Source organism: Brevundimonas variabilis, from assembly GCF_014199945.1.
Lineage (GTDB): Bacteria > Pseudomonadota > Alphaproteobacteria > Caulobacterales > Caulobacteraceae > Brevundimonas > Brevundimonas variabilis.
In genome coordinates this window covers 452,922-475,892 of sequence record NZ_JACHOR010000001.1, presented here as the reverse complement: position 1 = coordinate 475,892, position 22,971 = coordinate 452,922, and the positions used below count along the sequence as shown (strand labels likewise).

The 22,971-nt window shown below is 67.8% G+C and carries 28 protein-coding genes; 14 read left to right on the top strand and 14 right to left on the bottom strand.

What is annotated here, in order from left to right:
* Positions 1-36 precede the first annotated feature (36 nt).
* Genes GGR13_RS02265 through GGR13_RS02250 form a run of 4 tightly spaced genes read left to right on the top strand, consistent with a single transcriptional unit; the run spans position 37 to position 3,196 of the window.
* Complete coding sequence (locus GGR13_RS02265) at positions 37-366, top strand: PadR family transcriptional regulator (RefSeq protein ID WP_343060278.1); 330 nt, start codon at positions 37-39, stop codon at positions 364-366.
* 24 nt (positions 367-390) lie between these two features.
* Complete coding sequence (locus GGR13_RS02260) at positions 391-1,503, top strand: HAAS signaling domain-containing protein (RefSeq protein ID WP_183211828.1); 1,113 nt, start codon at positions 391-393, stop codon at positions 1,501-1,503.
* Between the two features lie 60 nt (positions 1,504-1,563).
* Complete coding sequence (locus GGR13_RS02255; RefSeq protein ID WP_183211827.1) at positions 1,564-2,694, top strand: bifunctional transcriptional activator/DNA repair enzyme AdaA; 1,131 nt, start codon at positions 1,564-1,566, stop codon at positions 2,692-2,694.
* Positions 2,675-3,196, top strand: coding sequence for a methylated-DNA--[protein]-cysteine S-methyltransferase (locus tag GGR13_RS02250; RefSeq protein WP_183211826.1), 522 nt, complete (start codon positions 2,675-2,677; stop codon positions 3,194-3,196). The genes GGR13_RS02255 and GGR13_RS02250 overlap by 20 nt, the downstream gene beginning before the upstream one ends.
* 6 nt (positions 3,197-3,202) lie before the next feature.
* Here GGR13_RS02250 and GGR13_RS02245 read toward each other — a convergent pair whose 3' ends face one another.
* Genes GGR13_RS02245 through GGR13_RS02225 form a run of 5 tightly spaced genes read right to left on the bottom strand, consistent with a single transcriptional unit; the run spans position 3,203 to position 4,642 of the window.
* Positions 3,203-3,877 (bottom strand): class I SAM-dependent methyltransferase, encoded by a 675-nt coding sequence (locus GGR13_RS02245; RefSeq protein WP_246347636.1) that lies wholly within the window; start codon positions 3,875-3,877, stop codon positions 3,203-3,205.
* A 24-nt stretch (positions 3,878-3,901) separates the two neighbouring features.
* A complete protein-coding gene (locus tag GGR13_RS02240; protein ID WP_183211825.1) occupies positions 3,902-4,039 on the bottom strand; it encodes a hypothetical protein in 138 nt (45 codons plus the stop codon).
* Positions 4,039-4,227, bottom strand: coding sequence for a hypothetical protein (locus GGR13_RS02235; RefSeq protein WP_183211824.1), 189 nt, complete (start codon positions 4,225-4,227; stop codon positions 4,039-4,041). The genes GGR13_RS02240 and GGR13_RS02235 overlap by 1 nt, the downstream gene beginning before the upstream one ends.
* On the bottom strand, positions 4,224-4,394 hold the full coding sequence (locus GGR13_RS02230; protein ID WP_183211823.1) for a hypothetical protein: 171 nt from the start codon (positions 4,392-4,394) through the stop codon (positions 4,224-4,226). The genes GGR13_RS02235 and GGR13_RS02230 overlap by 4 nt, the downstream gene beginning before the upstream one ends.
* On the bottom strand, positions 4,391-4,642 hold the full coding sequence (locus tag GGR13_RS02225; protein ID WP_183211822.1) for a hypothetical protein: 252 nt from the start codon (positions 4,640-4,642) through the stop codon (positions 4,391-4,393). Before GGR13_RS02225 ends, GGR13_RS02230 begins: the two co-directional genes overlap by 4 nt.
* 197 nt (positions 4,643-4,839) lie before the next feature.
* Between GGR13_RS02225 and GGR13_RS02220 the strand changes: the two genes are divergently transcribed.
* Positions 4,840-5,118, top strand: a complete 279-nt coding sequence (locus GGR13_RS02220; protein ID WP_183211821.1) for a hypothetical protein — start codon at positions 4,840-4,842, stop codon at positions 5,116-5,118.
* A gap of 49 nt (positions 5,119-5,167) precedes the next feature.
* On the opposite strand, the gene GGR13_RS02215 is transcribed toward GGR13_RS02220, so the two are convergent.
* The 3 genes from GGR13_RS02215 to GGR13_RS02205 form a co-directional block, all read right to left on the bottom strand.
* The gene (locus GGR13_RS02215) at positions 5,168-6,253 is read right to left on the bottom strand and encodes a DUF5694 domain-containing protein (protein ID WP_183211820.1); all 1,086 of its coding nucleotides are present in this window, start codon (positions 6,251-6,253) and stop codon (positions 5,168-5,170) included.
* A gap of 299 nt (positions 6,254-6,552) precedes the next feature.
* The gene (locus tag GGR13_RS02210; protein ID WP_183211819.1) at positions 6,553-7,671 is read right to left on the bottom strand and encodes a lipase family protein; all 1,119 of its coding nucleotides are present in this window, start codon (positions 7,669-7,671) and stop codon (positions 6,553-6,555) included.
* Between the two features lie 96 nt (positions 7,672-7,767).
* Positions 7,768-8,727 carry a class 1 fructose-bisphosphatase gene (locus tag GGR13_RS02205; protein ID WP_183211818.1) on the bottom strand — a complete coding sequence of 320 codons (960 nt, stop codon included), beginning with the start codon at positions 8,725-8,727 and terminating at the stop codon, positions 7,768-7,770.
* 146 nt (positions 8,728-8,873) lie between these two features.
* Between GGR13_RS02205 and GGR13_RS02200 the strand changes: the two genes are divergently transcribed.
* Genes GGR13_RS02200 through GGR13_RS02190 form a run of 3 tightly spaced genes read left to right on the top strand, consistent with a single transcriptional unit; the run spans position 8,874 to position 10,498 of the window.
* Complete coding sequence (locus GGR13_RS02200; RefSeq protein ID WP_183211817.1) at positions 8,874-9,284, top strand: hypothetical protein; 411 nt, start codon at positions 8,874-8,876, stop codon at positions 9,282-9,284.
* The gene (locus GGR13_RS02195) at positions 9,281-9,478 is read left to right on the top strand and encodes a helix-turn-helix transcriptional regulator (RefSeq protein ID WP_183211816.1); all 198 of its coding nucleotides are present in this window, start codon (positions 9,281-9,283) and stop codon (positions 9,476-9,478) included. The genes GGR13_RS02200 and GGR13_RS02195 overlap by 4 nt, the downstream gene beginning before the upstream one ends.
* Before the next feature lie 36 nt (positions 9,479-9,514).
* Positions 9,515-10,498 (top strand): alpha/beta fold hydrolase, encoded by a 984-nt coding sequence (locus tag GGR13_RS02190; protein ID WP_246347635.1) that lies wholly within the window; start codon positions 9,515-9,517, stop codon positions 10,496-10,498.
* A gap of 10 nt (positions 10,499-10,508) precedes the next feature.
* On the opposite strand, the gene GGR13_RS02185 is transcribed toward GGR13_RS02190, so the two are convergent.
* The 3 genes from GGR13_RS02185 to ppk2 all read right to left on the bottom strand — a co-directional run bounded on the left by GGR13_RS02185 (position 10,509) and on the right by ppk2 (position 13,274).
* Entirely contained in the window at positions 10,509-11,303 is a 795-nt protein-coding gene (locus tag GGR13_RS02185) for a DUF3298 and DUF4163 domain-containing protein (protein ID WP_183211815.1), read from the bottom strand.
* 22 nt (positions 11,304-11,325) lie between these two features.
* Positions 11,326-12,282 (bottom strand): 4-hydroxybenzoate octaprenyltransferase, encoded by a 957-nt coding sequence (gene ubiA / locus GGR13_RS02180; RefSeq protein WP_183211814.1) that lies wholly within the window; start codon positions 12,280-12,282, stop codon positions 11,326-11,328.
* 245 nt (positions 12,283-12,527) lie between these two features.
* Positions 12,528-13,274 (bottom strand): polyphosphate kinase 2, encoded by a 747-nt coding sequence (gene ppk2, locus GGR13_RS02175; RefSeq protein WP_183211813.1) that lies wholly within the window; start codon positions 13,272-13,274, stop codon positions 12,528-12,530.
* A gap of 80 nt (positions 13,275-13,354) precedes the next feature.
* Between ppk2 and GGR13_RS02170 the strand changes: the two genes are divergently transcribed.
* From GGR13_RS02170 to GGR13_RS02160, 3 genes are all read left to right on the top strand, one after another.
* Positions 13,355-14,446, top strand: coding sequence for a serine hydrolase domain-containing protein (locus GGR13_RS02170; RefSeq protein ID WP_183211812.1), 1,092 nt, complete (start codon positions 13,355-13,357; stop codon positions 14,444-14,446).
* 39 nt (positions 14,447-14,485) lie between these two features.
* Positions 14,486-15,292 (top strand): extensin-like domain-containing protein, encoded by an 807-nt coding sequence (locus GGR13_RS02165; protein WP_183211811.1) that lies wholly within the window; start codon positions 14,486-14,488, stop codon positions 15,290-15,292.
* A gap of 160 nt (positions 15,293-15,452) precedes the next feature.
* Positions 15,453-15,656: a cold-shock protein gene (locus GGR13_RS02160; protein WP_183211810.1), complete on the top strand. Its 204-nt coding sequence runs from the start codon at positions 15,453-15,455 to the stop codon at positions 15,654-15,656.
* An 8-nt stretch (positions 15,657-15,664) separates the two neighbouring features.
* Here GGR13_RS02160 and GGR13_RS02155 read toward each other — a convergent pair whose 3' ends face one another.
* Complete coding sequence (locus GGR13_RS02155) at positions 15,665-16,585, bottom strand: DMT family transporter (protein WP_183211809.1); 921 nt, start codon at positions 16,583-16,585, stop codon at positions 15,665-15,667.
* Positions 16,586-16,745: 160 nt separating this feature from the next.
* Here GGR13_RS02155 and sucC point away from each other — a divergent pair, with 160 nt between their 5' ends.
* Both sucC and sucD read left to right on the top strand, forming a co-directional pair.
* Positions 16,746-17,936 carry an ADP-forming succinate--CoA ligase subunit beta gene (gene sucC / locus GGR13_RS02150; RefSeq protein WP_183211808.1) on the top strand — a complete coding sequence of 397 codons (1,191 nt, stop codon included), beginning with the start codon at positions 16,746-16,748 and terminating at the stop codon, positions 17,934-17,936.
* Positions 17,937-17,983: 47 nt separating this feature from the next.
* On the top strand, positions 17,984-18,886 hold the full coding sequence (sucD, locus tag GGR13_RS02145) for a succinate--CoA ligase subunit alpha (protein ID WP_183211807.1): 903 nt from the start codon (positions 17,984-17,986) through the stop codon (positions 18,884-18,886).
* A gap of 163 nt (positions 18,887-19,049) precedes the next feature.
* On the opposite strand, the gene GGR13_RS02140 is transcribed toward sucD, so the two are convergent.
* Together GGR13_RS02140 and clpB are read right to left on the bottom strand one after the other, a co-directional pair.
* The gene (locus GGR13_RS02140) at positions 19,050-19,349 is read right to left on the bottom strand and encodes an endonuclease domain-containing protein (RefSeq protein ID WP_183211806.1); all 300 of its coding nucleotides are present in this window, start codon (positions 19,347-19,349) and stop codon (positions 19,050-19,052) included.
* Between the two features lie 261 nt (positions 19,350-19,610).
* Positions 19,611-22,199: an ATP-dependent chaperone ClpB gene (gene clpB, locus GGR13_RS02135; RefSeq protein WP_183211805.1), complete on the bottom strand. Its 2,589-nt coding sequence runs from the start codon at positions 22,197-22,199 to the stop codon at positions 19,611-19,613.
* Between the two features lie 126 nt (positions 22,200-22,325).
* Between clpB and GGR13_RS02130 the strand changes: the two genes are divergently transcribed.
* On the top strand, positions 22,326-22,967 hold the full coding sequence (locus GGR13_RS02130; RefSeq protein ID WP_183211804.1) for a LysE family translocator: 642 nt from the start codon (positions 22,326-22,328) through the stop codon (positions 22,965-22,967).
* The last annotated feature ends 4 nt before the right edge of the window (positions 22,968-22,971 follow it).

Here is a 22,971-nt window from a genome sequence, read left to right as displayed (position 1 = left end):
TTTGTCACACACTATGTGACGTCACGGAGCGACGCTGTGTCATTCGATGCGGACCTGTTTGAATCCATGCGGCTGGAGCTGCGGCGCGGGTCGCTGGTGCTGGCTGTCCTGGCCCGTCTGCGGGAGGAGCGGTACGGCTATACCCTGCGCCAAGCCCTGGCCGGGGACGGGATCGAGATGGAGGAAAGCACCCTCTATCCGCTGCTGCGCCGTCTCGAGACGCAGGGCCTGCTGACCAGTGAATGGCGCGAGGAAGAAAAGCGCAGGAAGCGGTTCTACCGGCTGTCGCCGATGGGCACCGACATGCTGGCGGCGCTGGCAGCCGAATGGCGGGGCATCAATGCCTCGCTCGACAAGATCATCTGACATTTCAGGGGGAAGGGGACCGACATGGACCTGCTTGAGCATTACCTGGCTGCGGTTGCGGCCCAGCTGGACCGGGGCCAGCGCGAGGACATCATCGCCGAGCTGCGCGACACCCTGCTGACCCGGTTCGAGGAACGGGAAGCCGCCCTCGGGCGCGACCTGACGGACTCTGAGCGCGAGGCCATCCTGCGCGAGATGGGCCACCCGCTTGTGGTGGCGGCACGTTACGGCAAGGGGCCCCAGCATCTGGTCGGGCCGGACCTGTTCCCCTGGTGGCTGTTTGCCGTCAAGGCGGGGCTGCTGATCATCGTGGCCCTGCATCTGGTCGATGTGTTCTTCAGCCTGTTTGCGGGCGCGGGGGGCTTCCAGGACGCGATCCGCCATCTGTTCATAATCCCGTTCGAGGCCGGGCTGGTCTGGATCGGCATCGCCACGGTCGCGGCCTATGTGATCGAGCGCACCGGCTGGCGGCCGGGCTTCATGACCGACTGGCGGGTCAAGGACCTGCCGGTGCTGAAACTGTCCGATCCCGAGGCCTGGCGCGCCGCCATGACCGGAGAGAAGGAAAGGCCTGCCGCTGCCGCTGCCTGGGCGGCACCGAAGGCCCCGGCCCGGTGGCCCGCAGGCGAGGCGATCTTCGGCATCCTTGTCCTTGGCGTCTTCATCGCCTGGTGGGGCGGGTTCCAGACGTCCGGCATGCAGCCCGTGACCCTGAGCCGGACCGGCGAGTTGCTGACGGTTGCACCGGTCTGGGCGGCGAATTTCGTGCCCATCCTGCTGCTGGCCATCTTCCAGCTGTGGATCGAACTCCTGCGACTGATGCGGCCCCAGTGGGTACGGTTCATTGCCGGGTTGCAGGTCGTCGCCGCCGGCGTCGGCATCGCCATCCTCTGGACCATCTTCCAGGTCGGCCACTGGTTCACCCTGTCAGACGGCGAAACCTCGATCCGGGTCATCGGGGGATGGTCCCAGCTGATGTTCGAGCGGCTGCGCGATTTCGATGACGGGCCCCGGGATCTGTCCGGCAACACCGGTGCCCTGTCCCTCATCCTGAGCTGGGTCTTTGCGGGTGCCATCCTGTCCCTGGGCTTCTCGATGCTGCGGCACCTGGCGACCGCCATCCGCGGCAGGGCCTGACGGGCAATCCATGTCCGAAAACCGCGAGACATCGGCGTTTGCCCGGTCCATCGTGCAGCCATGGAACCGACCCCGCAACTCGACCCGGAGGCCTGCTACCGCGCCGTGCTGACACGCGACGCCCGGTTCGACGGACGCTTCTTCGGCTGCGTGAAGACGACCGGGATCTACTGCCGGCCGGTCTGTCCGGCGCGCACCCCGAAACGCGAGAACATGGTCTTTGTCGCCAGCGCGGCGGCGGCGGAAGAGGTGGGCTTCCGGGCCTGTCTGCGCTGCCGCCCCGAGACAGCCCCTGACATGGGGGCCTGGCGCGGGACCTCGAACACCGTCAGCCGGGCACTGAGCCTGATCGAGGCCGGGGCGCTGGATGCCCATTCGGAGACGGGCGGCGACGTCGAGGCTCTGGCCGGGCGGCTGGGGGTCGGAGAGCGACAGCTGCGCCGCCTGTTCCGCCAGCATCTGGGGGCCGCCCCGGTCAGCGTGGCCCAGACCCGGCGCGTCCTTCTGGCCAAGACCCTGATCCATCAGACGGACCTGTCGATGGCCGAAGTGGCCCTGGCGTCCGGGTTTGGCAGCGTGCGCCGGTTCAACGAGACCTTCCAGGGCCTGTACGGCCGCCCGCCCTCGGCCCTGCGGCGGCGCGCCGAGCGGGTCAGCGAGCGCGGCGTGCGTCTGACCCTGCCATACCGCCCACCTCTCGATCTGGGCAGGCTGATGGCCGCGCTGGCGGCGCGCGGGGATGCGGTCGCGGAGAGCGTCTGGAGCCGGAACCTGACGCAGGATATCGATGGAGCCGACGGGCAGGTCATGGTCACCGCAGATCAGCCCGGTCGGCTGGCCGTCACGGTGGCGGTGTCGGACCTTCGGGTCCTGCCGGGGGTCCTGGCCCGGGTACGCAGGGTCTTCGACCTTTCGGCAGACCCCGAGGCGATCGCGCGGGACCTGTCGGCCGATCCGGTCCTCAGGCCGTTGCTGGCAGCGCGGCCGGGGCTGCGGCTGGCGGGCCAGTGGTGCGACACGGGGGCGGACGCGCCGAGCGATCGCCTGCCCGAGGGCCTGTCGCCGCGATACCTCGCACGGCTTGAACCCTGGAGTCCCTGGCGCGCCTATGGCCTCGCGCATCTCGCGGCGGCCGGGCTGCAAATCGATGAACTGATGACGGAGACGCATGATGACCGCCAGGCCGCCTGAAGCCTTTACCCTCGACCGGATCGAGACGCCGGTCGGTACGGTCCTGCTGGTCACCGATGCGCAAGGCGTCGTGCGGGCGCTGGATTTCGTCGACTACGAGCCCCGCATGCTGCGCCTGCTCGCGCGCCATTATGGTCAGGTTAAGCTGACACCAGGCCAGGCACCCGAGCCGGTGCGCGCAGGCGTCCGGGCCTATTTCGGCGGTGACGCGCGGGCCCTGGAGGGCCTGCCGGTCGCGACGGCTGGCACGCCGTTCCAGCGCGAGGTCTGGGCCGCCCTGCGCAGCATTCCCGCCGGTGAAACGCGCAGCTATGGCCAGCTGGCCGCCGCCATCGGCCGACCGAAGGCCGTGCGCGCGGTCGGTCTGGCCAACGGTGCCAATCCGGTCGGGATTATCGTGCCCTGTCACCGGGTCGTCGGAGCCAACGGCACCATGACCGGCTATGCCGGTGGGCTGGAGCGCAAGCGCTGGCTGCTGGCGCACGAGGCCGCTGCGCTCTGACCCGCGCTAGAGCGACCAGACGCAGGTCCGCTTGATCTCGTAATCCTCGAGCTCGCGCGTCGTCTGCACCCGGTATTCCGCCAGGAAGGTCAGCCCCGATTTCGGCAGATAGGTCCGCCCCGGATCGCCCAGCAGCACGCGCGTTCCCTGCGCCCGGGCGCTGGCCAGCCAGTCCAGCACCCGCTCGGTCATCGGTTTTTCGTAACAGACGTCGCCAGCGCAGATCAGATCGACGGCGGGCGGCGGGCTGTCCAGAAGGTTCTCGCCGGTAAAGCCCATGGTCACGCCATTGGCCCGGGCATTGACCGCGACGGCGGCAGCGCAGAACGGGTCGATGTCGCAGCCTGTGACCGATGCCGCCCCGGCCTTGAGCGCCGCAATCCCGACCAGACCCGACCCCGTGGCGAAGTCCAGTACGGTCCGGCCGCGTACCTCTTCGGGATTGTCCAGCAGCCAGCGCGCGATGGCCTGCCCCCCGGCCCAGGCAAAGGCCCAGAATGGCGGCGGCAAGCCCAGGGCCCCCAGTTCCTCCTCCGTCATCTTCCAGATGGGCGTGATCTCGTCGGCCAGCCAGAGGGAAATCTCGGGCGCATGGGGCACGGTCTGCAGCCGGGTGTTGGCGAGAATGAAGGCCGCGGGGTCGTGAAGCACCATGGCATCCACCCTGCGCAGGATTGTCATGCCGCGTCATCGGCAATGTTCGCCTCACCCGAGGGTGCGGTGAAACAGCAGGCGCCCCAGATAGCCGAGCCCCAGGGCCCCGACGGTCTCCGCCGCATGGATCGCGATCACCCCGCCCGTCAGGGTCACGAACCCGCGTTCAAGGGATCTGCCAGCTGTCATCACGCAAGCCTGTCGGCCTGTTTCTGCAGCCGGCGACACAGGGCCAGTGCGGCCGCCTTGCCGGCCAGAGGTCCGGTGAAGACCCCGTTGCGGCCGATGCACCAGCCTCCGTTTCGCTTGACGATCTCATAGGTGCGGCCGGGCCTCGGCCGCGGCGGCAGGTTTGTATCCAGATAGCCGGACATCATCGGCGGGACGCCTTGCCTGTCGGTTCGGACGGTTCGTGCAGATTTGTTCGGGTGGCTGGCGCAACCCCGAAGAACACGCCCATCAGCGTCATCGCCATCGACCAGACGGTGGGCCGCGGCTGGCGGTCCATGGCGATGGACTCCCTCAGAAGGCTGGAACGGCTCATGCCACGCCCACCCCTCCGGCGAGCCGGGATGGCGGCCCGGCGCGCGACGAAAGGGTCTCACGGACGATGACGACATGGCCGGGATGGATTTCGGCCTCGCTCCGGGCATGTTTCAGGGCGGATCCCCGGTCTCGAAAGAGGCCGAAGAACAGACCGTCGCTGGATGTCAGCTGCCAGCCTGCCCCTGCGGGCTGGATCTGGATGACGGCCGGGGTTGGAGCGGGAGGAATATCGGGGAGCAGGACCATGGTTGGAACTCGGGCGTGGCGAAGGATGCCGACCGGCCCAGACTCCCATGTCCCTGCATCAGGTCGCCATGCGGGAAACAGCCGACGGTATAACCCGGGCATAAGGATCAGCTCTCGCTCATCCTTGACGCGAATGGATTTGAGGGTTCTACTTCTCGCCTGCCCTGAAGTTCCCGGGCGTTTTCAAGGAGGCTGCCATGCGTCCCGCTTTCCGCACGATCGGTTTTTCTGCCCTGATGCTGCTTGGTATCAGCGCCTGCGCTTCGGCCCCCTTGCAGGTCGCCAGTCTGGAAACGGCCTGCCCGGACCGTTGCGGCTCGATCGGGCCCGCTGCTGCTGAGTCCAGCCTCACGTCCCAGGATCGCCGCTGGGCGACCCCGGGCGCGCCCCGTCCGTTCCGCGGACTCAGCGCCAAGCGCAGCGCCCGCAATGCCGCCATTGATCGCGTTCTCAATGGTCGGGCTCCCGGTTACTGATCAGGACGTCCGTCCTCCCTGTCCCGCAACGACGGGGAGGACAGACCCTTCACAGGATGTCGAGCGGATCGACCAGTTCGACTTCGGAAATGGCCGCCAGATAGGCATCGAGGTAGGCCTTGTGAGACGAGCCGACCAGGACGAGCACCCTTGATCCCGGGCGATCCGCGAAACTGGCGCGGATGTTGGCGGCCATCCGCTGGTTCCGGACTTCCCACCACGCAACGTATTTTCTCGCCGACATCTCGGGCGAGGCATGTGCCAGCGCTCCGCCCATCTCGGCCTGCGCCTGGCCGACCTGCGTCGACGGCAGGTTGTTGAACCGGAAGGTCTGCAGCAGACCCTCCGGCGTATCCACCGGCTGGTCTTGCATCTCGACGAGGGTCGGGTTCGGCTGGGCCCAGACCTCGTTGACGGCCTTGCCGACGCGCGCGTCAAAACCCGCGGCAACCGCGTCGGCCGTGTGATCGTCCATCGGATGGACCCGGTTCAGGCCAAGGCGCGCGGCCAGCACGGCCGCGATCTGCTCATTCTCGTTCTGGCGTCGGGCCAGTGACCGCAGCTGTTCGACCAGGACATCGTTCAGGCCATCTGCCGCGATCTGATCCTGCGGCGCCAGTTGAAGCCAGTTGACGAGCGCAGACGTCCGTTCGCCCCCCGCGAGGAACAGGGCGGCAAGCGCGCGACGGTCCTTCGGCTCCGGCTGGTCCGGCCATTCCTTCAGAAGGGAATCGATCCGGGCGGTCGCCTCCGGCACATCCAGGCCGGTGGCTTCCCGGGCGGCGTCGGTGGAGGGACAATAGCCTTCCGTGGACGCGGCAAACCGGCTGGGGAACCGGCGGAACAGGTCGCATTCCTGTCCGGACACGGCCTCGATGGCGATGATATCGGGTTGATAGCCTGTGAGCCGGTCCAGCACCGGACTCAGCAGGTCGGGCTCGAACCCGCTCAGGTTGGCCAGATGCATCGTCCCCATAACCATCACGCGGGTGGCTGGGCCACTCATCCCGGCACGCAATGAGGCGGGATCGAACGCAGGCGCATACGGACCTGTCCCGCTGACCGGGGCGGGTTGCTGCGCGAGGGCAAGCGCCGGCAGGGCCGTCAGCATGGCCGCGAAGATGAGTGATTTCATGGCGCTTCTCTTGAACGAACAGGCCCGCCGACACGCCGGGCATGACCGGTCCCGTAGCGCCACGCGTCAAACGGGGCAGCTTAAGCTTCCGTCATAATGCACAGGACCAGGTTTTTTCGGCTGCTGGCCAATATGATCCACGGCATCCTTACGCCCCGGACGGACACCCGAGGGTTATCAGGGCGCGCCGGGCTTTGCCTTCAGGGCAGGCGATGGGCCAGGGCCTGCTGTCGCAGGCTCCGAGCCTTGCCGCTGTAGGTGCGTTGCTCAGCGCGGCGTCGACAGGCCTGGCGCGTCCATCAGATCGTCGCGCAGTCGTTCGAGGCGGGTGTTCCGGCAAAGAGGCCGGAAATCCATTCCAGGGTCGGTGCTGCACTCTGTCGGCCAGTCGTCGCATGGTCTCCGCCTGGCAGGTCGATCCAGCGGACCCAAACGCGGTTGGCACAGAGGCGTTGCGCGAACGTGCGGGTCACCGCCGGAGCCACCAGGGGATCGTCGCGGGTCTGTGCAATCAGGACCGGCACGCTTGAAACCGGCGACGTGCTGTTGGCGGCTACGACGTCTGCCCACGGCGGTGTGGCCGCGAAGTCGAAACTCCTGAGATCGCGCCGGAGCGCGATGATGCCGACCAGGGCACCCAGCCTCGGTGTACTGTCGACGGACACGCAGGTGTTGGCCAGGCGGCGCATGATCCGGGGGGTCGTCCGCCGACCGATGACCAGCGGGATGTCATAGTACCGGGACCAGCTGTCTGCTGCGAGCGCCGTGAGAAACGCCCTGGCGCTGGGATCACCCGCCTGGCGGAAATTGGCTGCGAGATCGGTCGGCGGAGCCGCTGCCGCGACGCCCAGGAGCTGGAGGTCGCTTCCTTCCGCACCCGCGAGCTGGCCGGTCCACAGCGCAGCATGCCCGCCCTGGCTCTCCCCCCATACCGCAAACCGTGGGCCTGCCGACGCCCCGGGCAGCGCCCGGGCAGCCCGGACACCGTCCAGGACGGAACGGGCGGTCGTCACCCCGACGAGATATGGATGGGCTCCCGGATTGCCCAGGCCCGGATAGTCCGGGGCGACCACGACATATCCATCCCGCACGGCGTCCACCGCCGGGGTCGCCTCGAAGAATTTTGCGCTTTGCGACGGCGCGCATTGGGTGGCCGTACCCCATGTCCCATGGGTCCAGGCGATGACCGGTCGAGGCTGGCGTGACGGCGTTCCGCTCGGCGCGAGCACCATGCCCGAGACCTCGCGCATCCCGAGACGGTCGTCCCGGGTCCAGTAGCGCACCCGCCAAGCCTGCACCCCGTCGGGAGCCTGGGCGACCGGATCCGCTGAGATGAGGCGTCCCGCCTCCTGTGCCCCCGCGCCGACCGGCAGGCCCAGCAAAACGACGGACAACAACACCTTGGCGAGATGTCTCATGGGGCGCTCCCGGTTGAACCCGGTCAGGCTAGGGCAGATCGCGTGGAATCCGCAACGCCTGTCGGTGCGCGACGGCGGGCTGACCGTCCATTCGCCTCAGCCCGCCAGCCGCACTTCCTCGGCCGAGCCCAGCACGATGGCGACACGCTGGTGCAGGGCGGTCGGGACGATGTCCAGGATCGGTTGTTTACCGTCGGTGGCCAGCCCGCCGGCACGCTCGATCAGCAGGGCCATCGGGGCCCCTTCATAGAGCAGACGCAGCTTGCCCGGCCGGTCCGGCTCGCGCGCGTCCCAAGGATACAGGAAGACGCCGCCCCGGGTCAGGATCCGGTGCACGTCGCCCACCATGGCGGCGACCCAGCGCATGTTGAAATCCTTGCCGCGCGGTCCGTCCCGTCCGGCCAGGCAGCTGTCGATATAGGCCCGTACCGCCGGGGCCCAGTGGCGCTGGTTCGACATGTTGATGGCGAACTCCCGCGTCTGTTCCGGTACGACCATCCGGTCCTGGGTCAGGCGCCAGTGGCCGTCCGCATCGAGGGTAAAGGATGCGACGTCGCGGTCGACGCTCAGCACCAGCACCGTCTGCGGGCCATACAGGGCATAGGCGGCCGCGAGCTGATGCCGCCCGGGTCGCAGGAAGTCGGCTTCCGTCGAGGCCCGTCCCTCGGCAGCAGGCAGGATCGAGACGATGGTCCCGACCGGCGCATTGATGTCCAGGTTGCTGGACCCATCCAGCGGATCGAAGGTCACCAGCACCCCGCCGGTCCGGTCCGTCACCTGGACCGTGTCCAGCTCCTCGGATGCCAGTCCCGCGACGGCCGGGCAGGCCAGCAGGGCCTCGCTGAGGATGTCGTTGGACAGGACGTCGAGCTTCTTCTGCTCTTCCTGCTGGACATTGATGCCGCCCGCGACGCCCAGATTGTCCTCGATGGCCCCCAGGGCCACGACCCGCCCGATCTCGACGCAGGCAGCAGCAACACACAGGACGGCCTCGCGAGTGGCGGGGTCCACGGTCTGGCTCGACAGCCAGGCGGTCAGGTCGGGTAGCTGGGTCATGACGGCTTTCTAGGTCGGTCCGGTGTCTCACGCGATACCCTTTGACGACGCATTTTCCAACGTCAGGCAGGGCTGACAAAAAGTAATGTTGACATGACATTTTGTCGATGTAAGGTAGGCCTTACAAAGTGTCAGGAGGAAATGTCATGTTGAGCCTTTGGAAGACCGGGACGGCCGCCCATCGACGCTATGTCATCCGTACCCTCGCGTTCATGCTGCCGTATATGGCGATCTGTATCGCGATGATGACGACGGACGCCTTCGACGAGATCATGGGAACCCCCTCGGCCTGGCTTCTGGCTGCCACCGTGTCCGCGCCGGTCATCGGCCAGATCTGGGCCACGCTGTCGCTGATGCGCGAAAGTGACGAGTTCGTGCGCGCGGTCACAGCCAAACAGTTCATCGTGGCGGCGGGTCTGGCCATGGCCGCCGCGACCTTCTGGGGCTTCGGCGAGACGTTCGCCGGCGCGCCCCATCTGCCGGCCTGGCTGATCTATCCGCTGTTCTGGGGCGCATTCGGCGTCGTCTCGCCCTTCATCCGGGACAGCAACGCATGAAGAATCGGCTGAAACTGCTGCGCACCGAAAAGGGCTGGACCCAGGCCGATCTGGGCGACCGGCTGGGCGTGTCGCGACAGGCGGTCAACGCCCTCGAGACCGAGAAGCACGACCCGTCGCTGGACCTGGCGTATCGCATCGCCAGCTTGTTCGAGCGGCCCGTGGAAGACATCTTCGAGAACCCGCACGGCTGAGGCCGGCGGACACCACAAAACACTTAGGAGACGACCATGTTCAACGCCCTGTCCCGGGTGCGTGCGATGCTGCGCGCGCTGTCCCCCCGCAAGCCCCTGACCCGGGCCCAGGCCATTGCCATCGCCCTGGCCGCCTGTTCTCCCGTCCTCGCAGTCGCCGCACAGGCCTTTGCCCAGACCTCGCCCGCCGTTGCCTCGGCGCCCGCGCCGACCTTCGCCAGCGACCGCCTGTCCGTTGTCGTGACCGGAGCCGGCCCTGATGTGATCCTGATCCCCGGCTTTGCGTCCTCGCGCGCCGTATGGACGGCGACCGCGGTCCGTCTGTCGGCGACCCACCGGGTCCATCAGGTGCAACTGGCCGGATTTGCGGGTGAGCCCTGGACCCACGGGGACGGACCCTTCGTCCAGCCTGTCATCGATGCGCTGGCTGCCTATGTGCAGCAGGCCGGCCTGCAAAGCCCGGCCATCATCGGCCATTCGATGGGTGGCCTGTCGGCCATCATGCTGGCCCAGCAGTACCCCGACCGGGTCGGCCGGGTGATGAGCGTCGACAGCCTGCCGTTCTACTCGGCCCTGTTCGGGCCCCAGGTCACTGTCGAAATGGCCCGCCCGTTTGCAGCCCAGGCGGCGGCCTCGATCCTGACGGCCTCTGCCCCGGACTTCCTGAACAGCCAGACGGCGACGGCCGTGGGCATGGCCCGTGATCCGGCGACGCGCACGGCCATGGTCGACTGGTCCCTGGCCTCGGACCGGCAGGCCATGGCCGCCGCGATCCGCGACGTCATGCTGACGGATGTGCGGCCCGGTCTGGCAACCATGACCGTCCCGGTCTGGGCACCCTATGCGGCGGATGCCGACGGCGGGGCTCCGGCGGCGCTGGCCGATGGCCTGTGGTCCCGCGAATATGCCGCCCTGCCCGGTGTCCGGCTGATCCGCGTCGACGGCAGCCGCCATTTCATCATGGCCGATCAGCCGAAACGGTTCGCCGAGATCGTCGACGAATTTCTGCGTCAGCCCTGAGGCCGATGGATCACCCGAACTCGCCGGTATAGTCGGGGGCCAGCAGGGGAGCGAAGGCCGCGGTTGGCACCACGACTTCATAGCTGCCTTCCACATAGGGACCGACGACATAGGGACCGACCAGGAACAGCAGCCCGCCGGCCTTGCCATTGGCGCCCGGGGCCAGGGTAAAGGGCGTCGCCGAGGCATCGGGACAGGCCCACAGATCGCCATCGGCGGTCACCGGCTCCACCCCTTCGCCCCGCGTCCGCTTCTCGGCGTTGATGGCGGCGCACAGGGCGGTGTTCATGGCCTTCAGGTCCGCTCCGGCGCGGAACAGGTCGGTGGGCCTGATCTGGCGCCGGGCGGTCTTGTCCCAGAGGATGCCAGTCGACACGCCATTTCCATGGGCCCCGCCGGTGAACTCGTAGACGTCGTGCTTCAGGGCGAACAGGCGCTGCGTCTCGGCGGCGGGGACAAGGGCGATCGTGCGGGAATAGGCGGCCTGACCGGCGTCTCCGCCGGCCTCGGTCCGGTCGGCCTGGGCGCCCTCGTTGAACTGGTTCAGCTCCCGGACGGCGGTCTGGTACAGTTGGGCGTGCAGATCGGGATAGGCCGTGATCGCCGGATCCAGCGTCAGTTCGACCTCGGCATAGGGGGTCTTGCTTTCATAGCTCAGCGGCGTGGCCGGCGCCGTGGCCACGACCGCCCCGGTCGCGGTGGAGGCAGGCGCACCAGCCTTTTCGTCGTCGCGATTGCAGGCCGACAGCGTAGCCAGCACGGCGGCCGACAGGATCATCAGGCGGATCGGGGCAGGGACGGACATCAGGAGGCTCTCCGGTCGAGGGTCAGAACGGGATCCAGCCCAGGGCGATGGCCGCCAGTAGGATGAACCCGGCTTCGCGATTGGACTTGAACAGCTTCAGGGCCAGAACGGGATCGTCCAGACGTAGCGACCGGACCTGCCAGGCCAGATGGGCGGCATAGGCGACGATGACGGCAAAGAACAGCGGACCGAGTTCCGCGACGGCCCCCGCCGCCACGGCCAGCAGGACAGCCATCCCGTAGAACAGGCCGACCCCGCGCGCTGCCGACCGACCCAGACGCCGGGCGGTCGACTTGACCCCGACCATGGCATCGTCCTCGATGTCCTGCAGCGCATAGATGGTGTCATAGCCGAGGGTCCAGAACACCCCGCCCAGATAAAGGCCGACAGCGCTCCAGACGGCGGCCGGGAACGCCCCCCCGGTCGAGGCCAGGAAGCCTGCGGTCGCCGCAAACCCCATCAGCGCGCCCCAGTTGAAGGTCAGGCCCAGCCAGGCCTGCGGCCACCAGGTGATCCGCTTCATGAAGGGATAGGCCGCGACCAGCGCCAGCGACCCCACGCCCAGCAGGATGGCGGTCAGGTTCAGCGTCAGCAGGATCAGGAGGCTGACGAGACTGCATCCGACAACGAAGGCCCAGGCCTGTTTCACCCTGATCCGGCCGGACGGGATCGGGCGGCTCGCAGTCCGCGCCACCCGGGCGTCGAAGTCGCGATCGACGATGTCGTTGAACGCACACCCCGCCGCCCGCATCAGACAGGCCCCCAGCCCGAACCCGACGAACAGCCACAGTTCATAAAGCCCCGGCATCGACCGAAACTGCGACAGCGCCAGGGTGATGCCCTGCCAGCCCGGCAGCAGCAGCAGCCAGATCCCGATCGGCCGGTCGAACCGGCCGAGCTTCAGCCAGGGCTTCAGCCCTTCGGGCGCGCGCTCGTCGACCCAGTTGCGACCGGCATCAGGAAGGGGTGCGGAGGACATGCCAGGGGTCTAGCACTTCCGGATATCAACTGCCCACCAGCCCGACACGGTTGGCGACCGTGTTACCTTCTCTTTCCTCCCCGTCGCGCAGCGATGGGGAGGGGGACCGCGAAGCGGTGGAGGGGCTGGCGGACCCGGACACGGAGCGTCGGTGCTGCGGACGGGGCCCCTCCACCCCTGCGGGGTCCCCCTCCCCGCTGTGCGGGGAGGACAAGACGATCGAGACGGTTTTTTCCAGTCGCTCCTCAGGGGGCCAGTCGACCCTTGGCCTTGTGGGCCGGGAAGACGATGGCCTTGTCGGTCCGGGCGACCTTCGCGCCCGGGCGGTCGAGGCGATGGAGGATGTGACGGATGATGTTCAGGCGGGCAGTCTTCTTGTCGTCCGTTGCGATGACCGTCCAGGGCGCGTGGGTGCTGTGGGTGGCGGCCAGCATGGTGTCGCGAGCCGCCGAATAGGCGTCCCAGCGCGCCTGGGCCTCGGCGTCCAGGGACGAGACCTTGAACCGCTTCAGCGGGTCTTCGATCCGCTCCGCCAGTCGCCGGGCCTGTTCGTCCTTGGTGATGTCGAGCCAGAATTTGATGACCACGATGTCGTCGTCGGCCAGCATCCGTTCGAACCGGGGCGCATCGCCCAGGAAGGCCGCGTGCTGCCGCGGGGTGCAGAACCCCATCACCGGCTCGACCCCGCCGCGATTGTACCAGGACCGGTTCAGCAGGACCATTTCACCGGCTGCGGGCAGATGGGTGACATAGCGCTGGAAATACCACTGGCCCAGTTCCCGGTCGGTGGGCTTGGGCAGGGCGACGACCCGGGTCTGGCGGGGCGAGGCATATTCGGTGATCCGCTTGATCGCCCCGTCCTTGCCCGCGCTGTCGCGCCCCTCCAGCACGATCAGCACCCTCAACCCTTGTTCGATGGCCCAGTGCTGGGTCTCGACCAGCTCTATCTGCAGAGAGTTCAGTTCGGTCTCGTAGTCGGCAGACTTGCCCATGGTGACGGCTCCGGTTCAGGTACAAGGTTGCGACTTATTCACTGGCGCGTCGAGAGGCTGGGCTTAGGCTGTCGGGTATGATGACCTCACGCAGACAGATGATGGCAGGGGCCGGAGCGCTGGGCCTGTTTCCGGGCGGTGCTGCCCTGGCCCGGACGCCGGCGCTGGAGACCGCCCTCGATGCCGCCTTCGCCGCGGGTGGGGTGCCGGCCCTTGCCGGCATGGTGGTGGGTGTCGACGGGCCGATCTGGACCGGTGCGCGGGGTGTCCGTCAGGCGGGCGGGGCAGAGTCTGTCACCGTCGATGACCGATGGCATCTCGGCTCCAATACAAAGGCCATGACGGCGGCCCTGTACGGGCGGCTGGTCGATCAGGGCCGGGCGGGCTGGGGGGCCACCCTGTCGGAACTCCTGCCGGATGTGGCCATGGATCCGGCCTGGCGCAGTGTTCCGGTCGAGGCGGTGATGGGCCACGTTGCGGGGCTCAGTGACGATACCGCCATGGGGCGGATGTGGCTGATGACGGCGCGGGCCGAGCCGCGTGCCCTGCCAGAGCAGCGTCGAGCGCTTTTGAAGGCCATGCTGTCCGTTCCTCCGGCCGGGACCCCGGGGACCTTTGCCTATGCCAACGCCAACTACGTGCTGCTGGGGGCCGTGATCGAACGGATCACCGGACTGGCCTGGGAGGATGCCATGCGGGCCGAGGTGTTCGCGCCTCTGGGTATCACGACCGGCGGTTTCGGCGCTCCGTCCGGCGATCAGCCCCGCGGCCATCGCAGCGGGGCGGCGATCGAAGCGACCGACCCCGGCTCGGACAATCCGCTCGCGCTCGGCCCGGCCGGAACCGCCCACATGAGCCTGGCCGACTATGCCCGGTTCCTCGGCGTGTTCCTCAAGGACGGCGCGGGCTGGATCACGCCCGCGACCCTGGCCGTCCTGACGACCGCGATGGGCACCGGCAGCCCACCCTATGCCGGCGGATGGATCGTTGCGGCGGGTCAGCCCTGGGCTCGGGGCCCCGCCCTGACCCACAATGGCTCGAACACGATGTGGTACGCCTCGACCTGGGTGGCACCCGCGCTGGGCCGGGCCTTCGTCGCCGTCTCCAACGATGCCGAAAAGGGTAGTCCAGCCTGCCAGCGTCTGATTCCCGGGCTCATCCGGGCGATCTAGGCTGGCCGGAGCGCGCGGGGCCCGTCACACTGGGCGGGTATGAAGCGTGATGTTGCCGATTTCTGGAACCTGTTGTGGGAGGCCACGCTCGGCCTCTGTGCCCTGTTCGCCCTGCTCAACCTGTTTGCCCCGCCGCAGGATCTGCCCTGGGTGCCGCTGGACCTGAACCGGCCGATCGGCAGCGCGACGGGCACCAAGGTGGCGGCCTTCGACATCGCCCGGACCGCGGCTCCGGATCAGGTCGAGGCCACGACCGAAGCCTGTATGGCGGCCCTCAGGGGTGCGGATGTCCAGGTCGAACGGGCAGAAGACACCGATGACGGCGGCTTCTGCCAGGTGCGTGGCGCGGTGCGGATCACCGGGGGCGATGTGACCCCGCTCAGCCCGTCGGTGGTCATGACCTGCCCTCTCGCGGTCCGCTATGTGCTGTGGGACCGCCAGGTGCTGCGACCGGCCGCCACGGAGGTGATGGGGTCGGATGTGGCGCGGGTGGACAATCTGGGCACCTACAGCTGCCGTCGGGTCTATGGCTCGGTGGATGCCAGCGCCCGGCCCAGCGAACATGCCCGGGCCAATGCCCTGGACGTCGCCGGGCTGACGCTGGAGGACGGCCGCAAGGTCACGCTTCTGGGCGACTGGGACGGGGCCGGACCCGCTGGCGGAGACGGGGCCGTGCTGCTGAAGCGGCTGCGCGACGGGGCCTGCCGCGTGTTCTCCACCGTGCTCACGCCCGACTACAATGATGCGCACAAGGATCACTTCCACCTTGACGCTGCGTCCTATCGGCTATGTGCAACCGGGCCGTCGCGCACGCGACGCGCTGCCGCTGATTCGGAATCCGGTTGACCGTTTTGCATTGTCGTTGGAAAACGCTGTTGCAGTCCGGATTTCGCGTGGGGTCCAAACCCGCGTTTCGCTCCTTCGCCTGAACGAGCTGTCCAGATGGACTGACGGGTTCATCCTCGTGAGAACCTGCCTGGAAAAGCGCGTTTATGGAGAGCGCAGTATGGCGACCGGCACGGTCAAGTGGTTCAACCCCACAAAAGGCTTCGGCTTCATTCAGCCGGAAAGCGGCGGCGCGGACGTCTTCGTCCACATCACCGCCGTTCAGAAAGCGGGCCTGCAAGGCCTGGATGAAAATGCCAAGGTCGAATACGAGCTGGAATCCCAGCGCGGCAAGACCTCGGCGGTGAACCTCAAGGTTCTCTAGATCCGATATCAGATTGCGGGCGCCGGGTCCTTCGACCCGGTGCCCGTTTTTGTGTCCGGTCCCGGTTTCCGGGTCGACCACTGGGCCAGGACAATCGCAGCCAGCACCAGCGCACCGCCCAGGGCCTGGATCGGCGTCAGCGTCTCGCCAAAGATCCACCAGCTGAGCAGCCCCGCCACGATCGGCTGAATGAGGATCGTGACGGCGGTAATGGCGGCCGGCAGCTTGCCCAGTGACCAGGCCACCCCGCCTTGCCCCGCGACGTGCATGACTCCCATTGCCACACAGGCGGCCCAGCCCGAACCGCTGGCAGGGATCATGTTCTCGCCGAGCAGCAAGGACACGCCGCCCAGCAGTGGAATGCCGACGGCCGTGGCCCAGAGGGTGACGCGCATCGCCCCGGCCGTGGACCGGGCGGCCTTCACCGCAAGGAAGTAGCCCGAGTACCAGAACGACACTGACAGAGAGAGCAGGTCACCGAGCAGGGGATTGGTCCCCTGCTGCCCGCTGGCCGCAGCCGCCATCGCAAACGCACCGCCCATGGCCAGGACAAGGGCCAGGATGAACAGGGGGCGGGGCCGCTCGCGAAACACGAACCAGCCGATCAGCGTCACCACGACCGGCGTCAGGTTGCAAAGCACCGTCGCATTGGCGACCGAGGTCATGACGATGCCGTAGTGCCAGAAGCCGAGATCGAGGGCGAAGAACAGGCCGGCCAGCATCATCCACTTCGAGGGCCTGCCAATGCCTTCGCCGCCCGGCCTGGCCGATATGAGCAGCAACAGCGGCATGGCGAACAGGAACCGCCAGAAGCCTGCCGCTGCCGGGCCTGTCTCGGTCAGGCGCACGAGAATCGGCGCCAGGCCCAGCACGCAGGCGGCGGCCAGCAGGATCAGCAGCGGCACGGCGCGGGACGGGCTGTTCGGCATGGGCGCCGTTTAGGGGTGCGTTCCGGACAACGCCAGTCCCCCACTTCGACGAAAGACGAACCGGGAATGCATCGTGGGCGGCCCGCGCCGGTAGCGAAATGAAAAAAGCCCGCCTATAAGCCCCCGGACCTTTCCTCCCAGCGTCGGCGAGACCCTCCCCATGAACATTCACGAATACCAGGCCAAACAGGTTCTCAAGGGCTTTGGCGCACCGGTCGCCGAGGGCGTTGCGGTCACCGCTGTCGATCAGGTCGAGGCTGCGGCCCGGTCCCTGCCGGGCCCGCTGTATGTCATGAAGTCCCAGATCCACGCCGGCGGGCGCGGCAAGGGCAAGTTCAAGGAACTGGGCCCGGACGCCAAGGGCGGTGTCCGCCTGGCCTTCTCGGTCGAGGAAGCCGTTTCCCACGCCAGGGAAATGCTCGGCAACACCCTGGTGACGGCCCAGACGGGCGACGCCGGCAAGCAGGTCAACCGCCTGTACATCGAGGACGGTGCCGACATCGACCGCGAACTGTACTGCTCGCTGCTGGTTGATCGCGAGCATGGCCGGATCGCCTTCGTCGTGTCGACCGAGGGCGGCATGGACATCGAGGCCGTCGCCCATGACACGCCCGAGAAGATCCAGACCATCGTCATCGACCCCGAAACCGGCGTGACCGAGGCCGACGTGGCCCGGATCAGCGCCGCCTTCGAACTGACCGGCGCGGCGGCCGAGGACGGCAAGACCCTGTTTCCGATCCTGTACAAGGCCTTCGTCGAGACCGACATGGCCATGCTGGAGGTCAATCCCCTGATCGTCATGAAGGACGGTCACCTGCGGGTCCTGGACGCCAAGGTCAGCTTCGACGGCAACGCCCTGTTCCGTCATGCCGACATCAAGGAACTGCGCGACGAGACCGAGGAAGACGCCAAGGAGATCGAGGCCTCGGAGTGGGACCTCGCCTATGTCGCCCTCGACGGTAACATCGGCTGCATGGTCAATGGCGCGGGCCTGGCCATGGCGACGATGGATATCATAAAGCTGTACGGCAAGGAGCCGGCCAATTTCTGTGACGTCGGCGGTGGCGCCGGCAAGGACAAGGTCGCGGCGGCGTTCAAGATCATCACCGCAGACCCCGCCGTCCAGGGCATCCTGGTCAACATCTTCGGCGGCATCATGAAATGCGATGTCATCGCCGAGGGCGTGGTCGCCGCCGTCAAGGAAGTGGGCCTGAAGGTGCCGCTGGTGGTCCGTCTGGAAGGCACCAATGCCGAGCTGGGCAAGAAGATCCTGAACGAGTCGGGCCTGACCATCCAGGCTGCCGACGACCTCGACGACGCCGCCCAGAAGATCGTCGCGGCGGTCGGCTGATCACAGCCGCCACCGTCCCGCTGACCGCATTCATTCAGAGCTGAACCATGTCCATCCTCGTCGACCGCAACACCAAGATCATCGTCCAGGGCCTGACCGGCAAGACCGGCGGCTTCCACACCGAACAGGCGCTGGCCTATCACGGCACCCAGATGGTCGGGGGCGTGCACCCCACCAAGGGCGGCCAGACCTGGACCGGGTCGAATGGCGAGAGCCTGCCGATCTACGCCTCGGTCGCCGATGCCCGTGACGCCACGGGCGCCGATGCCTCGGTCATCTATGTGCCGCCCGCAGGCGCGGCCGACGCCATCATCGAGGCCATCGAGGCCGAGATCCCCTTCATCACCTGCATCACCGAAGGCATTCCGGTGATGGACATGGTCAAGGTCAAGCGCCGGCTGGAGGGATCGAAGTCCCGCCTGCTGGGCCCGAACTGCCCCGGCGTCCTGACCCCGGACGAGTGCAAGATCGGCATCATGCCCGGCTCCATCTTCAAGAAGGGGAATGTCGGCATCGTCTCGCGTTCCGGCACCCTGACCTATGAGGCCGTGTTCCAGACCACCAACGAGGGCCTGGGCCAGACCACGGCCGTCGGCATCGGTGGCGACCCGGTCAAGGGCACCGAGTTCATCGACGTCCTCGAGATGTTCCTGGCCGACCCCGAGACCCATTCGATCATCATGATCGGCGAGATCGGTGGCGGCGCCGAGGAAGACGCCGCCCAGTTCCTGATCGATGAGGCCAAGAAGGGCCGCAAGAAGCCGATGGCCGGCTTCATCGCAGGCCGCACCGCGCCCAAGGGCCGGACCATGGGCCACGCCGGTGCCGTCGTCAGCGGCGGCAAGGGCGATGCCGAATCCAAGATCGCCGCCATGGAAGCTGCCGGCATCACAGTCTCGCCGTCGCCGGCCCGCCTGGGCTCGACCCTGGTCGAGGTCCTGAAGGGCTAGGCGCGGGATGACCCTTCTCCCCTTGCGGGAGAAGGTGCCCCGAAGGGGCGGATGAGGGGTCAGGCGGGCCGTGAGGACCGAAGACTTCAGCGTTTGACTTCGATGCAGCCCCTCATCCGTCACGCTGCGCGTGCCACCTTCTCCCGCAAGGGGAGAAGGGTCGTTAGCGCTTTACGGTCTCGATGATCCTGGCCACGACTTCCCAGTCGCGTTGCTCGATCTGCGCATTCGGAAACCGCAGCACGCGAAAGCCCTGACGGGTCAGCCAGGTGTCGCGGGCTGCATCGCGGGATTCGTCGTGGAAAGGGCCATCCGCTTCCACGATCAGCCGGTGTCCCAGGCAGACGAAGTCCACTACATAGGGGCCGATGACCATCTGACGCCGGAATTTCATGCCGTCTAACCGGCGGTCCCGCAGGAGACGCCAGAGCTTGCGTTCGTGGACGACCGGCTCGCGCCGCATGCGTTTCGCGAGGCTCTGCAGGCGAGGATTGGACACGTCAGGGTGGGGGATGGGGGCAGGAAGCTATACACGTTATACGTGATCGCATCCAGGAACTCAACTCCCGTCCTTCTCCCCCTGCGGGAGAAGGTGGCACGCGAAGCGTGACGGATGAGGGGTCGCACGCCTGTGAACGGCGGTCGGCCAAGCAGATCACGACATCCCGCCTGACCCCTCATCCGCCCCTCCGGGGCACCTTCTCCCGCAGGGGGAGAAGGAGTCTCAGTGCACCCTGGCCTTGCCGATCGCCAACCCGGCTTCCCCGGCTGACACCGAAATCACCGCGCCGTCCTCGAATTCGCCGGCGAGGAGTTTTCTCGCGATGGGGTCGACGAGGTCCTTCTGGATGACGCGTTTCAGGGGGCGGGCGCCGAAGTCGGGGTCGTAGCCGCGGTCGGCGAGCCAGGCGAGGGCAGTGTCGTCGACGTCGAGCGTCAGGCGGCGGTCGGCCATCAGGGTGTCGAGCCGGGCCAGCTGGATGCGGACGATACCGCTCATCTGGTCGCGGCCCAGACGCTTGAACAGGATGATCTCGTCGATCCGGTTCAGGAATTCGGGGCGAAAGCCCTCCATCTGCAGGGCGGTGGTGACGCGGCCGCGGGCGTCCTCGGCGGACTCGTCGGGGGCGAGGTCGATCTGGCCGGCGGCAGCGTTGGAGGTCATCACGATCAGGGTGTTCCTGAAATCGACCGTGCGGGCCTGGCTGTCGGTCAGGCGGCCGTCGTCCAGCACCTGGAGCAGGACGTTGAAGACATCCGGGTGGGCCTTCTCGACCTCGTCGAACAGCACGACCTGATAGGGACGGCGACGCACGGCCTCGGTCAGGGCGCCGCCCTCGTCATAGCCGACATAGCCGGGAGGGGCACCGATCAGGCGGCTGACGGCGTGCTTCTCCATGTATTCGCTCATGTCGATGCGGGTGATGGCCGCGTCGTCGTCGAACAGGAAACCGGCCAGGGCCTTGGTCAGCTCGGTCTTGCCCACGCCCGTGGGGCCGAGGAAGAGGAAGCTGCCCAGCGGACGGTTGGGGTCGTTCAGGCCCGCGCGGGCCCGGCGGACGGCGTCGGCAACGGCCTCCAGCGCCTCGTCCTGACCGACCACGCGGGCGCGCAGGGCATTCTCCATGGCCAGCAGTTTCTCGCGTTCGCCCTCCAGCATCTTCTCGACCGGAACGCCGGTCCAGCGGGATACGACAGCGGCGATCTGGGCCGCATCCACGACCTCGGGGGCCAGGGCCGTGGCCCCGTCGGCCTCATTGGCCTCGGCCTCGGCGAGGGATTTCTCGATGCCGGGGATCTGGCCATAGGCGATCTCCGAGGCGCGGGCGAGGTCACCCTCGCGCTGCGCCGCCGCCAGTTCGGCGCGGAGCCGGTCGAGCGTCTCGCGCAGCTGGGCCCCCTGACCGACCTTGTCCTTCTCCGCCTTCCAGCGGGCGGTCAGGTCGGCGGATTCGGTTTCAAGATCGGCAATCTCGCCTTCCAGCTTGTCCAGCCGGGCCTGTGAGGCAGGGTCGGTCTCCTTGACCAGGGCCTCGCGCTCGATCTTGAGCTGGACCAGACGACGGTCGATCTCGTCCAGGATCTCGGGCTTGGAATCGACGGCCATGCGCACGCGCGAGCCGGCCTCGTCGATCAGGTCGATGGCCTTGTCCGGCAGGAAGCGGTCGGTGATGTAGCGGTTCGACAGGGTGGCGGCGGCAACGATGGCGCTGTCGGAAATGCGGACCCCGTGGTGGACCTCGTACTTTTCCTTGAGGCCCCGCAGGATCGAGACCGTGTCCTCGACCGACGGTTCGTCGACCATGACCGGCTGGAAGCGACGGGCCAGGGCCGCATCCTTTTCCACGTGCTTGCGGTATTCATCGAGGGTCGTGGCCCCGACGCAGTGAAGCTCGCCGCGTGCCAGGGCGGGCTTGAGCAGGTTGGAGGCGTCCATGGCCCCGTCGCCCTTTCCAGCCCCGACCAGGGTGTGCATCTCGTCGATGAACAGGATGATGCCGCCCTCGGCCGCCGTGACCTCGGACAGGACGGCCTTGAGCCGCTCCTCGAACTCGCCGCGGTATTTCGCGCCGGCGATCAGCGAGCCCATGTCCAGGCTCATGACCTTCTTCTCGCGCAGGCTCTCGGGCACATCGCCATTGACGATCCGCAGGGCCAGACCTTCGACGATGGCGGTCTTGCCGACGCCGGGCTCGCCGATCAGGACGGGATTGTTCTTGGTGCGACGGGCCAGGACCTGGATGGTGCGGCGGATCTCCTCGTCGCGGCCGATGACCGGGTCGATCTTGCCGTCACGGGCGGCCTGGGTCAGGTCGCGGGCATAGCGTTTCAGGGCGTCATAGCCGTCCTCGGCGGCGGCGCTGTCGGCGGTCTTGCCCTTGCGCACCTCGGTGACGGCGGCGTCGAGCCCGGCGGCCGTGGCCCCGACCGACTTCAGGACCTCGGCGGCCACACCGCCCTCGCGGGCGAGGGCCGAGAGCAGGCGTTCGGTGGTCACGAAGGCGTCGCCCGAGGCCTTGGCGGCTTCCTCGGCGGCGGCGAAGACGCGCGCGGTGTCGCCCTCCAGATAGAGCTGACCATTGCCGCCGCTGACCTGCGCGCGCTTTTTCAGCGCCGTCTCGACCAGGGTCTCGGCCTTGCCGGGATCACCGCCCGCCGCCTTGATCAGATTGCGGGCGAGGCCATCGCGTTCCTCCAGCAGCACCTTGAGCAGGTGCTCGGGGGCGAACTGCTGGTGACGGCGGGCCAGCGCCAGGGTCTGGGCGGACTGGACGGCCTGTTTGGCGCGGTCGGAATAGAGGTCGAGATTCACGGCGGTATCCCCTGAGGCGGCGGATGATGGCACGGCGTCCCCGGATGGGCGACGCCTGTGAGACGCAGTTGGGTGTGGCGGAGCGGCCACACAAGAGGGGCGCGCAGGATGGCGTAGTGTAACGGCATGCCCCACGCCTTCTGGCCCGTCGATCCGTCCGTGATCCTGCCGTTTCTGGTGGCGGTGTCGCTGATCGAACTGACGCCGGGCCCGAACATGGGCTGGCTTGCGCTGGTGGCCATGGGGCGGGGACGGCTCGCCGGGTTTGCGGCGGTGGCGGGCGTGACCCTGGGGCTGGCGGTCTGGATGGTGGCGGCGGCCTTCGGCCTGACGTCGGTGCTGCTGGCCTTCCCCTGGCTGTTCCAGACTGTGCGCTGGGCCGGGGTGCTGTTCCTGCTCTGGCTGGCGTGGGAGGCCTGGCGCGAGCCGGCTGCGGACACGGGGGCCGGGCCGGACCTGCGCAGCCTGCGCGGACTGTTTCTCAGGGGGCTGACCGGCAATCTGCTGAACCCCAAGGCGGCGGTCTTCTATGTGGCGCTGCTGCCGACCTTCATGCGGCCGGACCACGGGGCCCCGCTGACGCAGGCGCTGGCTCTGGGGAGCCTGCATCTGGTCGTGGCGGTCGCTGTGCACAGTGTGATCGTGCTGGGCGGAGCGGGGGCCAAGGGCACCGTGGTGAAGCACGTGCAGGGTCCGGTCCTGCGCGCTGTGATGGCGGGCGGACTGGTGCTCGTGGCCGCCTGGCTGGCCTGGGAGACGCGGGGCTGAGGGA

Excerpts from the sequence above, each read along its gene's own strand:
- GGR13_RS02260 (WP_183211828.1), top strand. The coding sequence starts at position 391 with ATGGACCTGCTTGAGCATTACCTGGCTGCGGTTGCGGCCCAGCTGGAC.
- GGR13_RS02255 (WP_183211827.1), top strand. The coding sequence starts at position 1,564 with ATGGAACCGACCCCGCAACTCGACCCGGAGGCCTGCTACCGCGCCGTG.
- GGR13_RS02250 (WP_183211826.1), top strand. The coding sequence starts at position 2,675 with ATGACCGCCAGGCCGCCTGAAGCCTTTACCCTCGACCGGATCGAGACG.
- GGR13_RS02245 (WP_246347636.1), bottom strand. The coding sequence starts at position 3,877 with ATGACAATCCTGCGCAGGGTGGATGCCATGGTGCTTCACGACCCCGCG.
- GGR13_RS02240 (WP_183211825.1), bottom strand. The coding sequence starts at position 4,039 with ATGACAGCTGGCAGATCCCTTGAACGCGGGTTCGTGACCCTGACGGGC.
- GGR13_RS02235 (WP_183211824.1), bottom strand. The coding sequence starts at position 4,227 with ATGATGTCCGGCTATCTGGATACAAACCTGCCGCCGCGGCCGAGGCCC.
- GGR13_RS02230 (WP_183211823.1), bottom strand. The coding sequence starts at position 4,394 with ATGAGCCGTTCCAGCCTTCTGAGGGAGTCCATCGCCATGGACCGCCAG.
- GGR13_RS02225 (WP_183211822.1), bottom strand. The coding sequence starts at position 4,642 with ATGGTCCTGCTCCCCGATATTCCTCCCGCTCCAACCCCGGCCGTCATC.
- GGR13_RS02220 (WP_183211821.1), top strand. The coding sequence starts at position 4,840 with ATGCGTCCCGCTTTCCGCACGATCGGTTTTTCTGCCCTGATGCTGCTT.
- GGR13_RS02215 (WP_183211820.1), bottom strand. The coding sequence starts at position 6,253 with ATGAAATCACTCATCTTCGCGGCCATGCTGACGGCCCTGCCGGCGCTT.
- GGR13_RS02210 (WP_183211819.1), bottom strand. The coding sequence starts at position 7,671 with ATGAGACATCTCGCCAAGGTGTTGTTGTCCGTCGTTTTGCTGGGCCTG.
- GGR13_RS02205 (WP_183211818.1), bottom strand. The coding sequence starts at position 8,727 with ATGACCCAGCTACCCGACCTGACCGCCTGGCTGTCGAGCCAGACCGTG.
- GGR13_RS02200 (WP_183211817.1), top strand. The coding sequence starts at position 8,874 with ATGTTGAGCCTTTGGAAGACCGGGACGGCCGCCCATCGACGCTATGTC.
- GGR13_RS02195 (WP_183211816.1), top strand. The coding sequence starts at position 9,281 with ATGAAGAATCGGCTGAAACTGCTGCGCACCGAAAAGGGCTGGACCCAG.
- GGR13_RS02190 (WP_246347635.1), top strand. The coding sequence starts at position 9,515 with ATGTTCAACGCCCTGTCCCGGGTGCGTGCGATGCTGCGCGCGCTGTCC.
- GGR13_RS02185 (WP_183211815.1), bottom strand. The coding sequence starts at position 11,303 with ATGTCCGTCCCTGCCCCGATCCGCCTGATGATCCTGTCGGCCGCCGTG.
- ubiA (WP_183211814.1), bottom strand. The coding sequence starts at position 12,282 with ATGTCCTCCGCACCCCTTCCTGATGCCGGTCGCAACTGGGTCGACGAG.
- ppk2 (WP_183211813.1), bottom strand. The coding sequence starts at position 13,274 with ATGGGCAAGTCTGCCGACTACGAGACCGAACTGAACTCTCTGCAGATA.
- GGR13_RS02170 (WP_183211812.1), top strand. The coding sequence starts at position 13,355 with ATGACCTCACGCAGACAGATGATGGCAGGGGCCGGAGCGCTGGGCCTG.
- GGR13_RS02165 (WP_183211811.1), top strand. The coding sequence starts at position 14,486 with ATGAAGCGTGATGTTGCCGATTTCTGGAACCTGTTGTGGGAGGCCACG.
- GGR13_RS02160 (WP_183211810.1), top strand. The coding sequence starts at position 15,453 with ATGGCGACCGGCACGGTCAAGTGGTTCAACCCCACAAAAGGCTTCGGC.
- GGR13_RS02155 (WP_183211809.1), bottom strand. The coding sequence starts at position 16,585 with ATGCCGAACAGCCCGTCCCGCGCCGTGCCGCTGCTGATCCTGCTGGCC.
- sucC (WP_183211808.1), top strand. The coding sequence starts at position 16,746 with ATGAACATTCACGAATACCAGGCCAAACAGGTTCTCAAGGGCTTTGGC.
- sucD (WP_183211807.1), top strand. The coding sequence starts at position 17,984 with ATGTCCATCCTCGTCGACCGCAACACCAAGATCATCGTCCAGGGCCTG.
- GGR13_RS02140 (WP_183211806.1), bottom strand. The coding sequence starts at position 19,349 with ATGCGGCGCGAGCCGGTCGTCCACGAACGCAAGCTCTGGCGTCTCCTG.
- GGR13_RS02130 (WP_183211804.1), top strand. The coding sequence starts at position 22,326 with ATGCCCCACGCCTTCTGGCCCGTCGATCCGTCCGTGATCCTGCCGTTT.